The organism is Desulfoferrobacter suflitae, assembly GCF_022603395.1.
GTDB classification, from domain to species: Bacteria; Desulfobacterota; Syntrophobacteria; order Syntrophobacterales; family Syntrophobacteraceae; genus Desulfoferrobacter; species Desulfoferrobacter suflitae.
Window position 1 is genome coordinate 215,448 of record NZ_JAIBKA010000003.1, and the last position, 17,769, is coordinate 233,216.

12 protein-coding genes, 1 tRNA gene and 1 pseudogene are annotated in these 17,769 nt (G+C 56.2%); 3 read left to right on the forward strand and 11 right to left on the reverse strand.

Translation table 11 applies throughout. The features are described from left to right. Positions 1 to 368: 368 nt before the first annotated feature. The 3 genes from K1V27_RS06415 to K1V27_RS06425 all read right to left on the reverse strand — a co-directional run bounded on the left by K1V27_RS06415 (position 369) and on the right by K1V27_RS06425 (position 5,455). The gene (locus tag K1V27_RS06415) at positions 369 to 3,251 is read right to left on the reverse strand and encodes a PAS domain S-box protein (RefSeq protein WP_258928778.1); all 2,883 of its coding nucleotides are present in this window, start codon (positions 3,249 to 3,251) and stop codon (positions 369 to 371) included. 504 nt (positions 3,252 to 3,755) lie between these two features. Continuing rightward, positions 3,756 to 4,472 carry a response regulator transcription factor gene (locus K1V27_RS06420; protein ID WP_258928779.1) on the reverse strand — a complete coding sequence of 239 codons (717 nt, stop codon included), beginning with the start codon at positions 4,470 to 4,472 and terminating at the stop codon, positions 3,756 to 3,758. Next, complete coding sequence (locus K1V27_RS06425) at positions 4,469 to 5,455, reverse strand: sensor histidine kinase (protein WP_258928781.1); 987 nt, start codon at positions 5,453 to 5,455, stop codon at positions 4,469 to 4,471. Before K1V27_RS06425 ends, K1V27_RS06420 begins: the two co-directional genes overlap by 4 nt. A gap of 184 nt (positions 5,456 to 5,639) precedes the next feature. Between K1V27_RS06425 and K1V27_RS06430 the strand changes: the two genes are divergently transcribed. Next, positions 5,640 to 7,439, forward strand: a complete 1,800-nt coding sequence (locus K1V27_RS06430) for a B12-binding domain-containing radical SAM protein (RefSeq protein WP_258928782.1) — start codon at positions 5,640 to 5,642, stop codon at positions 7,437 to 7,439. Positions 7,440 to 7,838: 399 nt separating this feature from the next. Further along, positions 7,839 to 8,087, forward strand: coding sequence for a hypothetical protein (locus K1V27_RS06435; RefSeq protein ID WP_258928783.1), 249 nt, complete (start codon positions 7,839 to 7,841; stop codon positions 8,085 to 8,087). Here the strand turns inward: K1V27_RS06435 and K1V27_RS06440 are convergent. The 6 genes from K1V27_RS06440 to K1V27_RS06465 form a co-directional block, all read right to left on the reverse strand. Continuing rightward, complete coding sequence (locus tag K1V27_RS06440) at positions 8,084 to 11,308, reverse strand: efflux RND transporter permease subunit (protein WP_258928784.1); 3,225 nt, start codon at positions 11,306 to 11,308, stop codon at positions 8,084 to 8,086. The genes K1V27_RS06435 and K1V27_RS06440 overlap by 4 nt on opposite strands. Continuing rightward, positions 11,301 to 12,464: an efflux RND transporter periplasmic adaptor subunit gene (locus K1V27_RS06445; RefSeq protein WP_258928785.1), complete on the reverse strand. Its 1,164-nt coding sequence runs from the start codon at positions 12,462 to 12,464 to the stop codon at positions 11,301 to 11,303. Before K1V27_RS06445 ends, K1V27_RS06440 begins: the two co-directional genes overlap by 8 nt. A gap of 20 nt (positions 12,465 to 12,484) precedes the next feature. Continuing rightward, positions 12,485 to 13,942, reverse strand: a complete 1,458-nt coding sequence (locus K1V27_RS06450; protein ID WP_258928786.1) for a TolC family protein — start codon at positions 13,940 to 13,942, stop codon at positions 12,485 to 12,487. Positions 13,943 to 14,088: 146 nt separating this feature from the next. Then, the gene (locus tag K1V27_RS06455) at positions 14,089 to 14,337 is read right to left on the reverse strand and encodes a hypothetical protein (RefSeq protein ID WP_258928788.1); all 249 of its coding nucleotides are present in this window, start codon (positions 14,335 to 14,337) and stop codon (positions 14,089 to 14,091) included. A gap of 105 nt (positions 14,338 to 14,442) precedes the next feature. Then, a complete protein-coding gene (acd, locus tag K1V27_RS06460; protein ID WP_258928789.1) occupies positions 14,443 to 15,600 on the reverse strand; it encodes a glutaryl-CoA dehydrogenase Acd in 1,158 nt (385 codons plus the stop codon). 21 nt (positions 15,601 to 15,621) lie between these two features. Next, a complete protein-coding gene (locus tag K1V27_RS06465) occupies positions 15,622 to 15,900 on the reverse strand; it encodes a hypothetical protein (RefSeq protein WP_258928790.1) in 279 nt (92 codons plus the stop codon). Between the two features lie 215 nt (positions 15,901 to 16,115). Between K1V27_RS06465 and K1V27_RS06470 the strand changes: the two are divergent. Continuing rightward, positions 16,116 to 16,208: pseudogene (locus K1V27_RS06470) on the forward strand (transposase); the annotation flags it as partial. A gap of 110 nt (positions 16,209 to 16,318) precedes the next feature. Here the strand turns inward: K1V27_RS06470 and K1V27_RS06475 are convergent. Together K1V27_RS06475 and K1V27_RS06480 are read right to left on the reverse strand one after the other, a co-directional pair. Continuing rightward, a tRNA-Thr gene (locus K1V27_RS06475) sits at positions 16,319 to 16,393 on the reverse strand. A gap of 273 nt (positions 16,394 to 16,666) precedes the next feature. Further along, positions 16,667 to 17,365, reverse strand: a complete 699-nt coding sequence (locus K1V27_RS06480) for a hypothetical protein (RefSeq protein ID WP_258928791.1) — start codon at positions 17,363 to 17,365, stop codon at positions 16,667 to 16,669. Positions 17,366 to 17,769 lie beyond the last annotated feature (404 nt).

The window sequence follows — 17,769 nt, forward strand, 5'->3', positions numbered from 1 at the left end:
TGCTCGCGAGGATTCAGTGGCGGCTAGATTGCGTTTTTGACCCCGTTCCCTAAGCCACTTCGAACATACCGCCCCGCCAGACGCAAAGCATAATTTCATGGGCGTCCCTCATCACATCCTGATGGGTTTCGTCACGCTTGGGCGCGACTCTACCCATCCTACATCAAAGTGGTTACGGGCAAGTGCAGCAATCCCGTAGGATGGGTGCAGCAAAGCGCAACCCATCAACAAGGCCTGCAAACAATGAAACATCTAATGCTTAACCGGTATAGCAGTCATCAACGCGAAAATATCATGCGGGGGTAAACGCGAGCGGCTCATGCCTGAAAGGAAGAGTGCCGGGGGCATCGCGCATATGCAGAATGGGCTCAGCCATTGCCCTCCAGCGCCTTGCGCACCACCGTTGCCAATTGTTGCGTATCGAGTGGCTTCAGAGCATATTCAAGGGCTCCCAGTGCATGAGCGGCTTCCTCATTGATTTTCTCGCTGTAGCCGGTACACAGGATGGTTTTCATTGCGGGGCGAATCTGCAGCACCTTGCTTATCAGCTGGTCGCCCGTCAACCCGGGCATGGCCATGTCCGTTATGATCAAATCGAATTTCCCGGGCTCGGCGGCGAAAACTTCCAATGCTTTTTTGGCATCGGTCTCGATGTGCACGGCATAGCCGAGTCTTTCCAGTATCGATTTTCCTATGGCGGCTATCGATTCTTCATCGTCCACGAAAAGGATTCGTTCGCATCCGGTGGGGACCTGCTGCGTTGTCTCTTCAAACGATTCATATTCCTTTGGCGCCGCGGGAAGGTAAATCGTAAAGGTTGTGCCCGCGCCTGCACGACTCTCCACCTGGATGCTGCCGCCGTGGCTTTCAACAATTCCATGCACCACGGCAAGACCCATTCCCGTTCCTTTGCCCATTTCCTTGGTGGTGAAATAGGGCTCAAAAATGCGGTTCACAACGTCGGCCGGGATGCCATGCCCGCTATCGCTCACCTTGAGCATCACGTATTCGCCGGGCTGCAGTCTTGCAGCGAAATCCCGGTTGTCTCCGTGCAGGGTAAAGTTTTGAAGAGCGAAGTGCAGGATTCCCCCATGTTCTTCCATGGCGTGGAGTGCGTTGGTGCCGAGATTCAATAAAACCTGATGGATTTGTGTCGGATCAGCCGCAACCGCATGGCATTGTTCAGATATATTCTGCCGGATTTCGATATTGGTCGGGATGGAGGATCGCAAAAATCTGACGGCTTCCTGCAGCAGCGAAGCCAAGTCGACGGAGCGTCGATTTTCTTCCGCTTTGCGACTGAAAGCCAGCAGTTGCCGGACAATATCCCTGGCGCGAAAGCTGGCGGATTTGATTTCGGCCATATTCATGCTGACAGGGTTCCAGTCGGGAATATCCGCAGCGGCCAGTTCAGCATTGCCCAAAATGATGCCCAGTATGTTGTTGAATTCGTGGGCTATTCCTCCCGCCAGCGTACCTATGGCTTCCATTTTGTGTGCCTGGAGCAACTGTCTTTCCAACTTTTGCTGTGCCTCTTCGGCCCTCTTCCGGGCGGTGCTATCCTCATAAATCGCGACCAGTTCCTCACAAGGCAGCTTGCAAACGTAGTTTTCGACCCAGAGCTCCAGCTGGTCGTCCTTATAGATGCCGGCCGGATGATGTTCCGGCTTTCCCGTTTTCCATACCCGCCGGAATACCTCCAATAGCCCCAGGGCCTCAACACCAGGAAAAATCTCGCGCACGTCTTTGCCGATAACCTGCTCTTTTTTCTTTTGGCCGTACTCCAGTCCGGCCCTGTTCAGATCCTTGAAAACAAAGCTTTGACCGTTGTCCGGGCTATCGTATATGGCAACGCCGGAGCGCATGTTGTCAAACAGTTCCCTGAAGCGCAGTTCACTCTCTTCCAGCTGCAGCTTGGACTGTTTGTGCCCGGTGATGTCGATCACTATTGGAATGTAATAGGATGAAGTTCCATCAGGGTTTTCGACGGCACGCACGGAAAGGCTGCCCCACACGATTTGACCGTCTTTTCGCAGATAGCGTTTCTCGATGGTATAGTGATCGATCTCTCCGGCCACCAGGCGCTTTGCCTGTTCCATATCCGCTGTTATATCGTCAGGATGGGTGATGTCGGCCCAGGTCAACTGCTCCAGTTCCTCAGCCGAATAGCCGGTAAAACGGCAAAATTCCTCATTGACCTTCTGCAGTCGAAAATCTGCACTCGCTATGGCTGCACCCACAGGAGCCTTGTCAAAGGTCACACGAAAACGCTCTTCGTTTTCTCTCAGGGCCTCTTCCATGCTTCTGCGCTCGCTGATCTCCCGCAGGAGTTTCCTATTCCAGTAAAGGGACAGGGCGAGGATAAGGACAAAAACTGCGCTGACGCCGGCAACCCAGCGAAAGATGGTCGACCAGTCCGTTCTGGTCTCAATCGGTACCTTAAACCACTTGTGGATGATGGCATCGACTTCTTCGTTGGGCGTTCCCGCAATGTCTTTATTGATGATGCCGACGAGTTCGGGCAAATCTTTGCGCACCATGTACAAATAAGATTGGCGAGACACACCGGCGGAACCAAGGATTTTCAGGGTCGGATAGTCCTGCAGCAGATGCCCCATCATGACCATGGCGCCCATGGTGGCATCGGCTTGCCCGGACGTCACCGCAGCCAGTGCTTCCTCGAGCGTGTCCGTCGGATAGATTTCGATGTCCGGAAAATCCTTCAATAGGTGAGTGTATATTCGAATGCCCTTGACCACCGCCATTCTTTTTTTGTGCAAGGCGGAAAGACCGTAGATCGGCGGCATATCGCTGCGGCCCACCACAAAAACGTCAATGTCCATGAGCGGCAGGGTGGTCAGAACATGGCCTTCCCGTTCGGGAATCGCAAAGGCCACGGACATATCAATTTTGCCTTCCAGCACATGGTCATCCAGGTGATGGGCGGGGATGCGGACAAACTCAAATGTCACTCCGGCACGTTCGCCTATCAGCCGAAGATGATCCGGATTGATACCTTTGATGACGTCGCCTTCAGTGAAAAAGAGCGGCGCAAAGTCTCCAGGAAATCCCACTCGCACCGGACCATGTTCGGCAATCCACCGTTTTTCTTGCGTGCTCAGCCGGATTTCTCCGGCTTGCTCGGTTGCCTCCAGGGACAAAACCGCCAGCGCAATCAGCAAAACCGTCAAACACATCACCTGCAGCCACAGCAGTCGATGTGTTGGTGCGCCTGCAGCGCCTGTAGACATAGGAATTCTCCATTGTGACAGTCCCTTGAGCAGCCGGGGACCATCCTTCCCATAACAAGTACATCATCGGTCGACATGCTTAACCCGCTTGAGAAGGCTCTGAAATCAGACGGCAAATGAGCTGTTCAGCGGTTTGCACGGTTCTGTAAAATGCGCCACAGCATATGAGCTGATAGGGCGATCCCGATGATCATTTTCCGCTGGCTGTCACAAGTTGTCAACACCCGATCCACAGACTAGCCAGGCCTTCCCTAAGGCCGTACTCGAAGCCATTTTTTAGGTATTGGCTAGTGGCTATTGAGAGGAGGGTTATAGTGCTTTTCAAAATCAGAGACCTGGCGGGGTTAAAACCTTGCTTAGATGGGTTTCTTCAGGTAGTCGGGATGGAGTTGTCCAACTATACTGTTCACGAAAATGATTTTGGCTACACCAAAACATTATCTTGCAAGCCATGGTTTGATGATCGGCAGATTGCCTGAAAACCTTTAATGCAATACCGGCGGCTTAGTCTTCGTGATCAAAAATGTAGCCTACGGAGCGCAGGCTCTTGAAAAAAACCGGTTCCCGGGGATTCTCCTCGAAGTACTTGCGAAACCGCATCACAAAGTTATCCACTGTCCGGGTGGGTGTATTTCCCGTGTATCCCCAACCCACCTCAAGGATTTCACGCCGTGTTAGAGGCTTACCCCGATGGGCGACAAACAGCTTGAGGAGTTTCACTTCCTGCTCGGTCAGGTTGATCTCCCCCTCGCGGCAGGTCGCCCGGAAGCGCTCGAAATCGATCCGATTGCCGCCGAAGGCGTAGGTGCCCTCGGGCGCTGCACGCTCCCCGCCCACGTCTCTTGTCGCCCGTGCCAGGAGCCTTTCCACGCGCAGCAGAAATTCATCCAGGTTGAAGGGCTTTGGCAGGTAGTCATCGGCGCCGAGGGCAAGCCCTTCAACTCGCTGCTCCGGGTCTCCCCGGGCAGAAAGAATGAGGATGGGCGGCATCTCACCTTCCAGTCGGATGTTGCGCAGAACCTTCAGTCCATCGATTTGGGGCAGCATGATGTCGAGGACGATCAGATCCGGTTTCCATTCCTTCCAAAGCTGAAGGGCGGTGATGCCATTAGCAGCAATTTTCGCTTCATAGCCCTTGAGTGCCAGGTTGAGCCGCAATCCTTCGGCAATGTGCCGGTCATCCTCGACCACGAGTACGCGCTTGTTCACCGGCTTCTTCATGCGGCCACCCGCCGGGTCCAGTCGACTCCCTTGGGCGGACGCAGACGCAAGATGAAGACAGATCCATTCGACGGACCGTTGCTCTCCGCGTAAATCCGAATCTTGTGCAGCCGGGCGATCTGCTTGACGAGGTAGAGCCCGATGCCGCTTCCCCGCGTCGTCATGTCGTCGGATTTTCCCGCCCGGTAATACTTCTTGAAAATCTTGCCCAGTTCCTTGTGCTCGATCCCGATGCCATTGTCCTCGAAGCGGATATCGAGCCCTTCGGGGTGCGGCTCAAAGCGGATATTGAGGCGGGGCTGCGGCGAATCATTGTAGCGCATGGCGTTGGAGAAAAGATTCATGAGGAGGGTGTCGAAGAGTTCCACGTTAAGGTTGAACGGGAATGGACGCGGTGCCGGATTGTCGATGGTGACGACGCCATTGGGGAACAGGGCTGCACTGTTGTCTCGGAAGCGCTCGATCAATGCCGCCAGATCGGTTTGCACGAATTCTCTGGGATAGCTCCCACTCTCGATCCTGGCCAGTTGGAGAATGCGGTTGATGTTATCGAGCAGACGATCTACGTCGTTGAGCATGAAATCGATGTACCGGATCTGATCATCACGCGGCAGTTCGTGATGTTTGAAGGTTTCCAGGTAGAGCCGCAGAGAAGCCACGGGCGTCTTCAGTTCGTGCGTGAAGCTGTCGATAAAGTTGCGCTGCAGACGATAAAGACGCCACGTTTTCTGGTAGTAGGCAAAAATGATGAATACCCCCACGACGATGAGCCCGACCAGGATGGAAAGGACCAGAATGACCACCCAGGTCTTGAACTCGAATAACCGCTCCTGGTCAAGTTGGTAGGTCATGACGATGCGCTGCAGCCCCGCGCTGACTTTCAGGTACCAGTAGATGTAGAGTACCAGCGACGCGGCCAGGGCTACGACGGAGAGAATAAAAACCAGGATCGGGTGGATGAACCATCTTGCGCTGCGTGTCATGCTCATGATTGCTACACCGGTGGAATTCGCTTTGTCAATGTCAATTGCCGTTATCCCCTGACGGGTTTGTCTCCAACATTGTAAAACTATTGTAAAAGCTTGTAATCCTTCTTTCTTTCCCGTCGGTTTAGGTGTTACCAAAGACCCGTCCCATGCATCAACCCACTCGAAAGGAGCCTATTGTATGGATAGCACCGCAATCGCCCGTCATCCCAAGGGAACAGACGCCAGGATCCTCCTGAGCAGCGTCTTTGGGCCGTTTGCCCACGACGACCAGTTCGGAAGCCGGCGCCTTAACCCCATGGAACTGTATCATAACCAGGTCACACGTTTGCAGGCTGGATTTTCCCTGCGCATGTTCCACCGTTCCTTCGGCCTGCTCATGCTGCAGGCAAATGTCGAAGCCCCGTGCACGGTCCTCGACTTTCCCACGCTCGATTCCTTCACGCGCGAGATCCGCCAGTCCCCTTACGACATCGTTGGAATTGGCGCCATCGGACCTAATGTGGAAAAAGTCGGGACAATGTGTGCCATTATCCGCCGGGAGCGGCCGGAGGCGACAATTGTTGTTGGGGGCCACGTCGCTGCGCGCGAAGACCTGCACCAGATCATCGACGCCGACCATATTGTCCGTGGGGACGGCATCGCCTGGTTGCGCAAATTCCTCGGCCAGGACGAAACGCAGCCGGTCCGCCATCCAGCCGTTCTCTCGGGGTTTGGGGCGCGCATTATGGGCATCAATCTGCCAAAGAGGAAAGGTCATACGGCCGCCATCCTCATTCCTTCTGTCGGGTGCCCGGTGGGTTGCAACTTCTGCTCCACGTCGGCCCTTTTTGGAGGCAAGGGAAACTTCGTCAATTTTTTCGAAACAGGCGACCAGTTCTTCTCGGTCATGTGTCAAATCGAAGAAAAGCTCGGCGTGAATTCCTTTTTCGTCCTGGACGAGAATTTTCTGCTCCACCGGCAGCGTGCCCTGCGCCTGCTCGAATTGATGCAGGCGGCGGAAAAGAGTTGGGCACTTTACGTGTTCAGCTCCGCCCGGGTCATCGCCTCGTATACGATCGAGCAGCTCCTTGGGCTGGGTATCGGCTGGGTGTGGATGGGACTCGAGGGGGAAAACAGCCGCTACCGCAAGCTCAACGGGATAAACACTCATGACCTGGTGGAGACCCTGCAGTCCAATGGGATCCGCGTCCTCGGTTCAACCATCATTGGACTGGAAGAACACACACCGGACAACATCGGTGCCGCCATCGATTATGCCGTAAGCCATGATACCGTATTTCACCAATTCATGCTCTATACCCCCAACCCGGGCACTCCGCTCCACCAGCAACACCGGCAGGCGGGGACCCTGCTGCCCGAATCCGCCATGCCTCCGGCAGACAGTCATGGGCAGTACCGCTTCAATTACCGCCATCCGCATATTCGTGATGGAATGGAGGAGCAGTTTCTGCTCGAAGCCTTCCGCCGGGATTTCGCGTGCAACGGGCCGAGCCTCTACCGCCTCATCCGGACCATGCTGGCCGGGTGGCGGGCGCATGGTCGCCATCCCGAGGGCCGCATCCGGAAACGCTACGAATGGGACGCGGCCCCCCTGCGGTCAGCCTATGCAGGGGCGGTCTGGGCCATGAAGAAATGGTATCGCGGCAACGAGCGGATGCAGAAAAAACTGGGTCAGCTGCTGGAAGAGATCTACGACACATTCGGCTGGAAAACGCGACTGATTGCGCCTCTGTTTGGCCGCTACGCGCTGGCCTGCCTGTCTCGCGAGGAGAAGAGGCTGAAGCGGGGATGGACCTATGAGCCTGTCGGCATCCTGGAAAAAAATGCGGCGGCGGTCGCCCTGGAGAGGGCCGAAGGCAGGATGAAACCATTCAGGGATTTTTGGGCCGGGGCCTTTGGGACTGGGCGTCAAGGATGTTTGCGACCGGATTTTCTGGTCTGTGAAGACCGCAGTCGCCCCGACGCGATGCGCTGGTGAAATGACTATTTTTTCAACCCACCGTCGCCCCGATCTACCTGATTTTCATGACCCTGTCTTTGACCATGCGCGCATTACAACGCTCACGACCCTTGCGGGAGGATGAAATAAATATCAATGAGATCATGACGGAAACCATCAACGACCGGGAAAGTGCGGCCATCGGCGGCAGATTTCAGATGTAGTTCGAGCTTCGCCGCCGGCTGAACAGGCGCTGTGTTCAAATCATATCTCATCCCTGGTTTGGGCGCCTGTTAGTCGGCGGATTTGTTGTGTTTGGAGCAGCGGCCATGTTTACGGTGCTTGGATTCCTATTTGGGACCCGGTCAAGTCGCTGACGATACCTGTTGCCGGGTCGGCATCGACCCTGATCGGCAACGTATTCATCTGGGCCGGCATATGGCAGTTGAGGAAGTCGCGTTTGGCCGGCTGCCGTATGTTCGAGCGATCCATCCTGGTGCATCTTTTTGTCACTCAAGTTTTCCTTTTTTATCACTCGCACAGTTCGGGGCGCTCAGCGGTTTTGCCGTGAATCTGCTGATCTACGCGGCACTGCGCTATTTCATCCGGCGCGAGCAGATGATGGGCCAAAGAGAAACGGCCCACAAAGATGACCTTTCCTTAACCAACAATGTGGTGAACGGTTAGGCGTACTTTCTGCCGTAGATCATGTAGTAGACGGTGGGAACAACAACCAGGGTGAACAGGGTGGAGGCAAAGAGCCCGAAAATCAGCGCCCAGGCAAGCCCCGAAAAGATCGGGTCGAGGGTGATGGGCCAGGCGCCAAGCGCCGTCGTTGCCGCAGTGAGCAGAATCGGGCGCAGCCGCACCGCACCGCTTTCCAGGATGGCCTCTTTGAAGGGCAGTCCCTGGGCTACCGCATCGTCGATGAATTCAATCAATACCACCGAATTGCGCACCACAATTCCCCCCAGCGCTATCATTCCGATCATGCTGGTGGCGGTAAAGAACACCAGGCTCTGGTAGCCGCCGATTTTGCCCCCCACCACTAGATTCAACAGCCAGAATCCGGGCATGATGCCGATCAGGGTCAGGGGAATGGCCGACATGATCACCAGGGGTATCAGGTACGACCCGGTCTGGATGATGAGGAGCAGATAAATGCCGAGCAGGGCGACGCCGAAGGCAATGCCCAGGTCCCGGAAAACCTGCAGCGTGATCTGCCATTCCCCTTCTCCCGACCAGTGGGCGCGAAGGCCATCCGGCAGCGGTTCCCCGGCAATCTGTGCCTGCATGTCGAGAATCGCCTCAGCCGGGGCCCGTCCCGCCATTTCCCCATAGACATACACCACTCTTTCCAGATTCTTGTGATATATCGTCTGATCTTCGGAAATTTGCACAAAGTTGCCGATTTCTCCCAGGGAGATCAGGTGACCGCTCCGGGTTTTCACCACAATCCGGGAAAGCTCGGCCATGCCGGAGCGCTCCTCCCGCGGCAGCACCAGCCTGACCAGCAGCGGCTGCCGCTCATCGGCCAGATGCACGGTGCTCGGCGACACACCGCTCAATGCCAGCTGTAGAGTCTGAACCACCTGGTCGGGATGGACCCCGTGCACGGCGGCTTTTTGCTTGTCGATGAGAAAGTCGATCTTGTTTCTTGGCGTTTCCACCGTGTCGTCGATGTCCGTCACACCAGGCTCTTCGGCCATAACGCGTTTGACCTGCTGAGCGGCCGCAATGAGCTCCGCATAGGTCTTATCCGGCGCACCGTAGATCTCGGCCACGATGGTGGCCAGTACCGGCGGCCCGGGAGGCGTCTCCACGATTTGAATAGTGGCCTGCTGCCTGCGCGCAATTTCCTCCAGATCGTTGCGCAGGCGCAGCACTATCTCGTGGCTTTGCTGCCGGCGCCGTTCCTTGTCCGCCAGGTTGATGCGGATATCGGCCACGTTGGGTCCCTGCCGCAGATAGTAATGGCGTACCAGACCGTTGAAATCGATGGGCGATGAGGTCCCCACATAGGATACGAAGTGGGTTACCTCGGGCACCTGGCGAAGATAGGCTTCAAAGGCCGTGACTACCCGATTGGTGGCTTCCAGTGTGGTTCCTTCCGGCATGTCCACGACAATCTGGAATTCGCTCTTGTTGTCAAACGGCAGCATTTTCAGCGGCACCAGGCGCAGCAGGGCGAGTGAGGCAGAAGCCAGCAGCAGCACGACTATTGCCGTCAGCAGCAGAGTCCGTTGGAAGCGCGACTCGAGGAAGGGTTCAAGAATCCGCCGATACCCGCTTTTCACCCATTGGGGAACGACATCCCGCCCTCGATCCCGATCTTCCCCTTCACTGCCGAATCTTTTCAGCAGGTGATACGCCAGCCAGGGGACCACGGTGAGCGCCCCGACGGTGGAGAAGGTCACCGCCAGCGGCACATTGATGGCCATGGGCGCCATATACGGCCCCATCATGCCGGTGATGAAAAACATGGGAGCAAAGGAAACGATGATGGCCAGGGTGGAGATGATAACCGGAGGCAAAACCTCGTTTACTGCGTAGAGTGTGGCATCATGCGGATTTTTCTTGCGCATCAGAATGTGGCGCTGGATGTTGTCCACGTTGGTGACGGGGTCGTCGACCACCAGTCCCAGGGAGAGAATCAGTGCAAATAGAGTCACCCGGTTGATGGTGTAGCCCACCATGTAGTTCACGAACAGGGAAAGGGCGAAGCTGACCGGCACGGATACGGCCACCACCAGACCTTCCCGCCAACCCATGGTGAAGGCGATCAACCCTACCACCGTGATGATGGCAAAAAACAGGGAAGAGAGCAGATCGTCCACTTTGGCATCGGCGGTGCGACCATAGTTCCTGGTCACCTCAACCCTCACGTCGTCCGGGATGACCGTCCGCTGCAGCTCCTCCAGCCGATCCAGTATATTCTGCGCCACATCGACGGCGTTGGTTCCCTTTTTTTTGGCCAATGCCAGAGTGACGGCGGGGAAAACCGCGGCCGGGGAGGATTGGCTGCGCTCCCGCAAATCGTGATGGGAAAATCCAATGCGCGAGTAATTGCGCACCTCTTCGGGCCCGTCAATCAAGCGCGCCACATCACGCACCTGCACCGGGCGACCGTCATGAACACCAACCACCAGCGCTCCAACCTCCTCCACCGAGGTGATGAAAGCATCCGAGCTGACGGTGATGTGTCTGTCCAGCTGTTCATAGGACCCGGCCGTGATGGACACATCGGCTCCCTGCAAAGTGCGCTGCACTTCAAGGGGCGAAACCTGAAGGCCGGCCATCCTTTCCGGGTCCAGCTCAACCCTGATTTCTCTGGTTCGCCCCCCGACGATTCCGGTTCTCGAGATATCTTCGATGCTTTCGAGCCTGGCCAACACCTCCTGACCGATGCGGTGCAGCTCGTGATCGTCATATCGGTCCGAATACAAGGTCAGATTGACAATCGGCACATCATCGATCTCCACCGGCTTGATCACCCAACCGCGCACGCCGGGCGGCACGGCATCGATATTCATACTGATCTTGGTATTCAGCCGCACCAGCGATTGGACCATGTCCTGGCCGACAAAAAAGCGCACGGTGACGATAGCCATATCCCGCCGCGACATGGAGTAGACGTATTCCACCCCTTCGATTTGCCAGAGCAGCCTTTCCAGGGGAGTGGCCACCAGCTTTTCCACTTCTTCGGCGCTGGCGCCGGGAAACTGAACGAACACATCGGCGAGCGGGACCACGATCTGCGGATCTTCTTCGCGCGGCGTGGCAATGATGGCGGCGCTACCCAAAAACAAGGCGAACACCAGCAGGATGACAGACAACTGCGAAGTGAGGAACTTTTCGACAATCCCGGCAATCAGTCCCAGTCTGGCAGGCGGCTGACAATCATTCATCGGCTTGCATCCACAGCGCGACCGTTTCGTTTCCGGAAAGGCCCGAGAGGATCTCCACCGAGTCGTCGATGCGCCGACCGACCTTGACGTACAGATCCGTCCAGACACCGTCCAGTTGCGCGCGCACCACATCGAGCTGCCCGATGCGGCGCAGTGCTGCGGCCGGCAGCAGAACGGCCCGGCGCTCCTCAATGGGAACATAGAGTCTGCCGAACATGCCGGAATATAGGCCGTCGGCAGCAGGCAGGCGCACCTTCACCAGGAAAGTACGACTGGCCGCATCCCCCAAGGGGACCACTTCCTCCACCACACCCTCCAGCCGGACCTGTAATGCGTCTATGAATACGGCCAACTTTGACTGGAGCAGCAGCTTGCCGATCAAACCCTCGCGCACATGCGCTTCCAGCCTGAGCACATCGGTCGACTGCAGGATCAGCAAAGGCTTGCCCGGGGTGGCCAAATCGCCGGGGTCAACCAGGCGCTGGGCGATCTGCCCGGTGCGCGGGGCCACAATCCTGGCATAGCCCAGGTTGATTTGGGCCTCTTCCAAAACCTTCCTTGCCCGCTCCACCCCGGCCGCAGCGGCGGCAACCGCACTGCCGGCCTGTTCCACTCCAGCCGCGGCCTGCCGATAACCCGCTTCCGCCCGCTCCAAATCCTGCCTGGTGGCCGCCTCCTGCTCGGCATAGGTCTTGATCCGGCGGTAATTTGCCTGCGCTTCCGCATGGGCCGCCCGAGCGGCAATCAAAGCCTGCTCGAAGCGTCGTTTATCGGCTTCAACCGCATGCAGAGCCTGGGAGGCCTGGTCGAGCCGCGCCGTGAGGTCCCGGTCGTCGATTTGCACCAGAGCGGCCCCTTCTTCCACCATGTCGCCGGGGCGCACCGCAACCGCAATGATTCGGCCGCTCACCCGGGCTGAAATGGCCGCTTGCATCTCCGAGCGGACCGTGCCCACTGCCTCATAATACTGCGGGATCATCGCCACAGTGGCGCGCACCGTCCGCCCGGGAGGCGGTTCCTGTCGTTCGGCCTCCACCCGGCCGGGTTGAATGACTCCCGTGCGGAACACTCCCGCCATATAAAGCATCAATGCAACGAGGAGTATAACCGCCGCAATGAGCGGCATGGTTTTGCGTAATTCAATCTGCACAGGCATTGGCATTTCCCCCTCAGCCATCATCGTCCTGCTGCCGCAAACCCGCGGCTGCCGAAATAGCCCAACGCCCGACCCATATCGGCCTGCGCTTTTCTCGCGTCATAACGCGCGGAAGTATCGAGGATTCTGGCTCTGTTGCGCGCCAGTTCGACGTCCATGTAGCGAACGATGGTGGCGGAACCTCCTTCGTATTCTCGCTGAACCAGCCGCAGAGCCTCTTCAGCTTGAGCCACACTGGCCCGGGTTACCGCCAGCCTGGCCTCGGCTTCGGATTTCCGCAGGTAGGCGGTTTTTACATCCAGTTGAATGGATTGGGTCGCCTTGCGGTCGGCGGCCAGCATTTCGTCCAGCACGGCTCTCGCTCGATTGAGCCTGGCGCCGGTACTGAAGCCGCTAAACAAATCCCAATTGAGAATAACGCCCACGGTCCAGTTCACCCTGTCGGCATCGTAGGCTAAATCCGCGTCATCGAAATAAGTCTTTGCCTGCAGATCGACCTGGGGCAGGTATTCACCCCGCGTCTCGTCCAGGGACATCTTGGCAGCGATCAATTGCTGCCGGACCTTCAGCAGCTCCGGCCGCATGCCCAAAGCCCGCTCCATGCCGCTCTCATAGTCCACGGGGAGTTGAGGCGGCTGCCACTCTTCCCCCGTGAGCCTGATCGGGGTATCGACATCGCCCCCCAGAAGATTAGCCAGCGAGGCCAAAGCAAGATCATAGTGGTTTTGCGCCTGAACCAGCTCCGCTTCGGCCTGCGCCAGACGCACCTGCAGTGACAGCACCTCGGATTTTAAGGCGCCGCCCGCCTGGTATTTTACGGTGACATCTTTGAGCTGGGCGCTTACCGTATCGATTGAATCGGCGGCGATCTCCTTGAAATCCTTCGCTGCCAAAGTCGAGTAGTAAGCCTGGATGACCGATGCCACCAGGGCGTTTTCCACCGCACTCTTGTCCAATTCACTGATTTCCATGCCGGTCTCGGCAATCCTTCTCCTGAGCAGGTCTCTTCCGCCGCGATAGAGATTATACCTGGCGGCGATTCCGCTCTCGAAGTTGCGAAAAAATCCGGGATCGTTAAAATCGGCATTGGGCGGCAACTGCCGCTCGTCTATTTTTTTGAACAGATAGGCAGACGGTGCATCGCCCGCCAAAAATTCGGTGTAGATGCCAAGAGACGGCCAGAAAGCTGCATTCGCCTCATCGATCATGGTTTCCGATTGGCGAATGCGCGCGGCAGCCATTGCGACATCGGGATTGTTGTGCAGTGCGATGCGAACCGCATCGGCCATCCCGATGGGCTGTTCCAGGAGGGCCACATCGGGTTTGCATTGCGGCTGTGCGGCGAGAGCCGCAGCGGCAGGCTGCGGGCCGTACTCGGCAACGATTTCTTCGTAGTTGTAGGCACGCTGTGGAGTGCACGCTCCCAGGAGTCCGCCGACCAGAGCAAGCGCAAAAATTATATGGGCCATTCTTACCATTGATCCCTGCTCTAACCATGATCCAGCCGCGCTGCAGAGGTGGATCTCAGAATTCACATTACCGCTTCAGTAAGCCAGCCATACAGAGCCCCTTATCACCGGTGCACTGCGGTCCCAAAAGGTTGAGTGCACTGCTTCAGGATCAGCTATAACCCGGAGAGTCCCTTTCTATACCTTATCGAGTGTAGGGTCAATTGCAGTCGTTTCCTTTTGTGCCCCACCAGCAGCCATAGGGATTGTCCGCACGAAACCGCTCCATTCTCTTCAAACAGCGCGAACCGCATCAAGAACTGCCCGTGGGTGAGTCCGATCGAGGCCGGGCTGTCCTGATAAGCACGGGTGAGCTTCCGCCTGGGCGTACCGAGTCTGAAACAGATGCAATCCTTGAAAAGCATGAGCCAATCTCCGTGGGACAGATGTCAACTCAAATCGGCTCGGCAAAGGACTTTAATGATATTGTGGACGTATGGAGCTCACCATCCTGTCACACGCCTGAATCTTCATCGGTTGGGGGAATGCCCGCAGGCAATGCCGCCAATGATGAGCTTTTGAACGTTGCTTGTGCCCTCCACCATCTGGTAGGATTTCACGTCCCGGTAGAAACGGGCAATGGGATATTCGGTGGAAAACCCATAGGAACCAAAGATCTTCATAGCCTCGTTGGCCGCCTTCACTGCCGATTCGGAGGCAAAGTACTTGGCCACCGAAGTCTGAAGCTGGTTGGGAAGACCACGATCTTTCAAGAAAGCGGCATGGTAGACCAGGAGTTGCGCCGCCTGATGCTCCGCTACCATATCCGCGATTTGTCCCTGGATCAGCTGGAATTTGGAGACCGGCTGCCCGAACTGAGTCCGTTCGTTGGCATACTTGATGGCCAGTTCCACGCATGCTCCACCCACTCCCAGTGCTCCGGCGGCACAGCTGATGCGGGTGTTGCCAAGCATCCACATGCAGATTTTGAAACCGTCGCCCGGTTTTCCCAGGAGCGAATCCTTGGGAATTCGAGCATCTTCACAGATGATCTCACCGGTGGGAGACGAGAACAGTCCCAGTTTGGTTTCGATGGCCGAGGTGGTGATTCCCGGCGTGTTCTTCAGGTCCACCACAAAGCAGCTCAGTCCTTTGTGTTTCTTCTCCCGGTCCGTGCAGGCGTAGAGCAGACCGTAATCGCCCACGGGTGCATTGCTGATCCACATTTTCTGGCCGTTTAACAGCCAATGATCGCCGGCGTCCCTGGCAGAGAGCTTCATACCGGCCACATCGGAACCCGCGTCTGGTTCCGAGATGGCGAAAAACCCGAGCTTTTCACCCGATACCCATCCAGGGATGTATTTCTTCTTCTGCTCTTCCGTCCCGAACCGGTTGACCGTAACGGCTGGACCGATATTTTGCAGATTGAAGGGCAGCCGCCAGGACGGCGAAACCCTGGCCAGCTGTTCGGTCATGAGCACCGATTCCACATAGCCCATGCCATTGCCACCGTATTCTTCCGGCAGGCAACAGCCGAAGAACCCCAGGTCCCCCATTTTTTTAACGATCTCGGGTCTGAACCGGTGTTCCTTCTCATCCTCTTCCATGATGGGACGGATTTCGTTTTCGGCAAAACGCTTTGCCTGTTCTTGAACCATTCTTTGTTCTTCGTTCAGCAGAAAGTCCATGACCTCTCTCCTTGATTGTTCTTAAATGCCCTTCAAGTTGACGGTAACCTCTTGTCCTCCGCTCCCGCAGATGGTTCTCAAAGGATCGAAAGTTCCGCGCCGCACCATTTTGTGGACCAGCGTCACCATGATTGCCGCAGCGGGATAGGTGAGGGTGGGATCATAGGTCCCATTCCCCTTGCCACAAAGGTTACAGGGGGATTTCTCGGGCTGCGAGGAGGCGCTGCTTCGCTCCCGCAATCTTTTGACAATGTTGCAACCCAACGAACGGCACGACATCACCGTCAGTTGGTCCTCCATGACTTTCTTTGTCCAGGAAATCTTGCCGCTCTCCGCGGAGTCGTGCATCGTTCCAAGGGAGCCGATATTGTATCGCTTCCAGGATAATTTTTTAATTGAATTTAAAAGTCCCCGTCCTGTGGGCGGGGTCAGAGTTGTTTGGCTTGGCCTGAAATAAACCTGCTGTTACACCTCCATTTGGATTGTCCCCACAATTCAAGATGAAGGAGTAGCGAGTGAGCAGGTTTCGAAAAACATCGCATGTTATCTGGCATTGTCAATACCATATTGTATGGGTTCCGAAGTACCGTTTTCGGGTGTTGACCGGGTTCGTGTGTGGCCCGGCTTTTTAGCTCTCAAAAAGTGGGGACTATGTGGGGACTAAAATCGAGGAAACAAAAAAGGGACTGCATAGAGTCCCCTAAGTCATCGATTTTATTGGAGCCGGCGATGGGATTCGAACCCGCGACCTGCTGATTACGAATCAGCTGCTCTACCCCTGAGCTACGCCGGCCCAAGTGTGATTTGGCTTGTACCATGCGGACCCGGGGGTGTCAAGCGCTCGTCTTCGGATGTCCTGTACGGGCGGGGGGGGGGGGGGTGACAAGACGGCCAAATAGACATCTGCCCGTCTTGAAAGGGCAGTCCCCGGGCAGGCTGCATGATGAAGACAGGACGCTTTTAATGGGCTGTCGGATGTTAGCGGATGGGCCTGAATCGGATGGTTCCCATTCGGACTGCAAGCGCGGACAAAATCCGGGGCGAGGTCCTGGAAGCCGGGATTCTCTCAATACAATTCGAAAAAAGACTCCGTCCCGAGCGTCTTGACGAATCTTCCGAGCAGCTTGTTCAACCTGTCTGCCGCCCCGATGCCGATCCAGTCGTCTATGGACCCTTTAAAACAGTATCGCTCCGGCAAGAAAATCCGGCGTTCCTCATCCACCAGCCTGAACCTCATAACAGCCGTGTAGCTCAGCGATCGGATAATGCTTTCCTCCAGCCGGGACGGGGAAATCAAAATGAAGCTATCCGCGTAACTCGCCTTGAGTCCATCCACATCCTGATCCGATTCGTGAACCGTGATTGTCTTGCCCCTGGCCTGAACCAGATAGCGTCTCGATCTTTTTATACTTTTGACGGCGGTTTCCACCGCCGTCTTCTCGGCATCGGTAATCGATCGTGGTTTACAACGTTGAAGAAAGACTTGTGCTCTGAGCGGTTCCTCGTAGATTTCATAGCCATCTGGCAGCGATTCAACCAGATCCCCCTTGATCTTCATCGAGAAGTAGTATTTGGGTTTGCCGGTCTTTGTTGTTCCCCGGTGGAGATAGTAAGTCTGGCCCTTGCGGTTGACATATTGGAACGGCATGTGGACTGCTCCAGGATTAAGCGAGGTGATTCTCTTCAAGCACTTGCAGAAAACGCTCTTGACCGCCGCGTCTGCGTTTGACCAGGAACCCCGGTCGAGCCATTCTGCCTGGTTCATGGGTTCACTTCCTGATCGGTGGCGCCCACGGCTTCCCAAGCTTCCGTGGCAAAAATCGCTCCGAATCTCATCCTTTTCTTGTCTTGGGGTAAATACATAGCAAAATCTGATAAATCCGTATACCAAGAAACTGCCCATGAGTGTCGTATTTTTTCCGGGACCTTGTGCGACCAGGAAACATTCCTCTCGTCTCACGGGAAGAGGGGAGCCAATGCATTGAAATCGCCAGGGTTGGGCATTGCTCCCGCCCCCCCACGGGGTCAAGTGTGCCTGATCATCTGTTCAAGGAAGCGGGAGTTTGTCGACCGGGACCCTGGAACGTGTTGAGAGCAGCTCCTGCATCGTCGAAAAATGCGACGACCTTCTGCCGCCATCCGTCTTTGCTCTTGTCAATTGTGATTCAA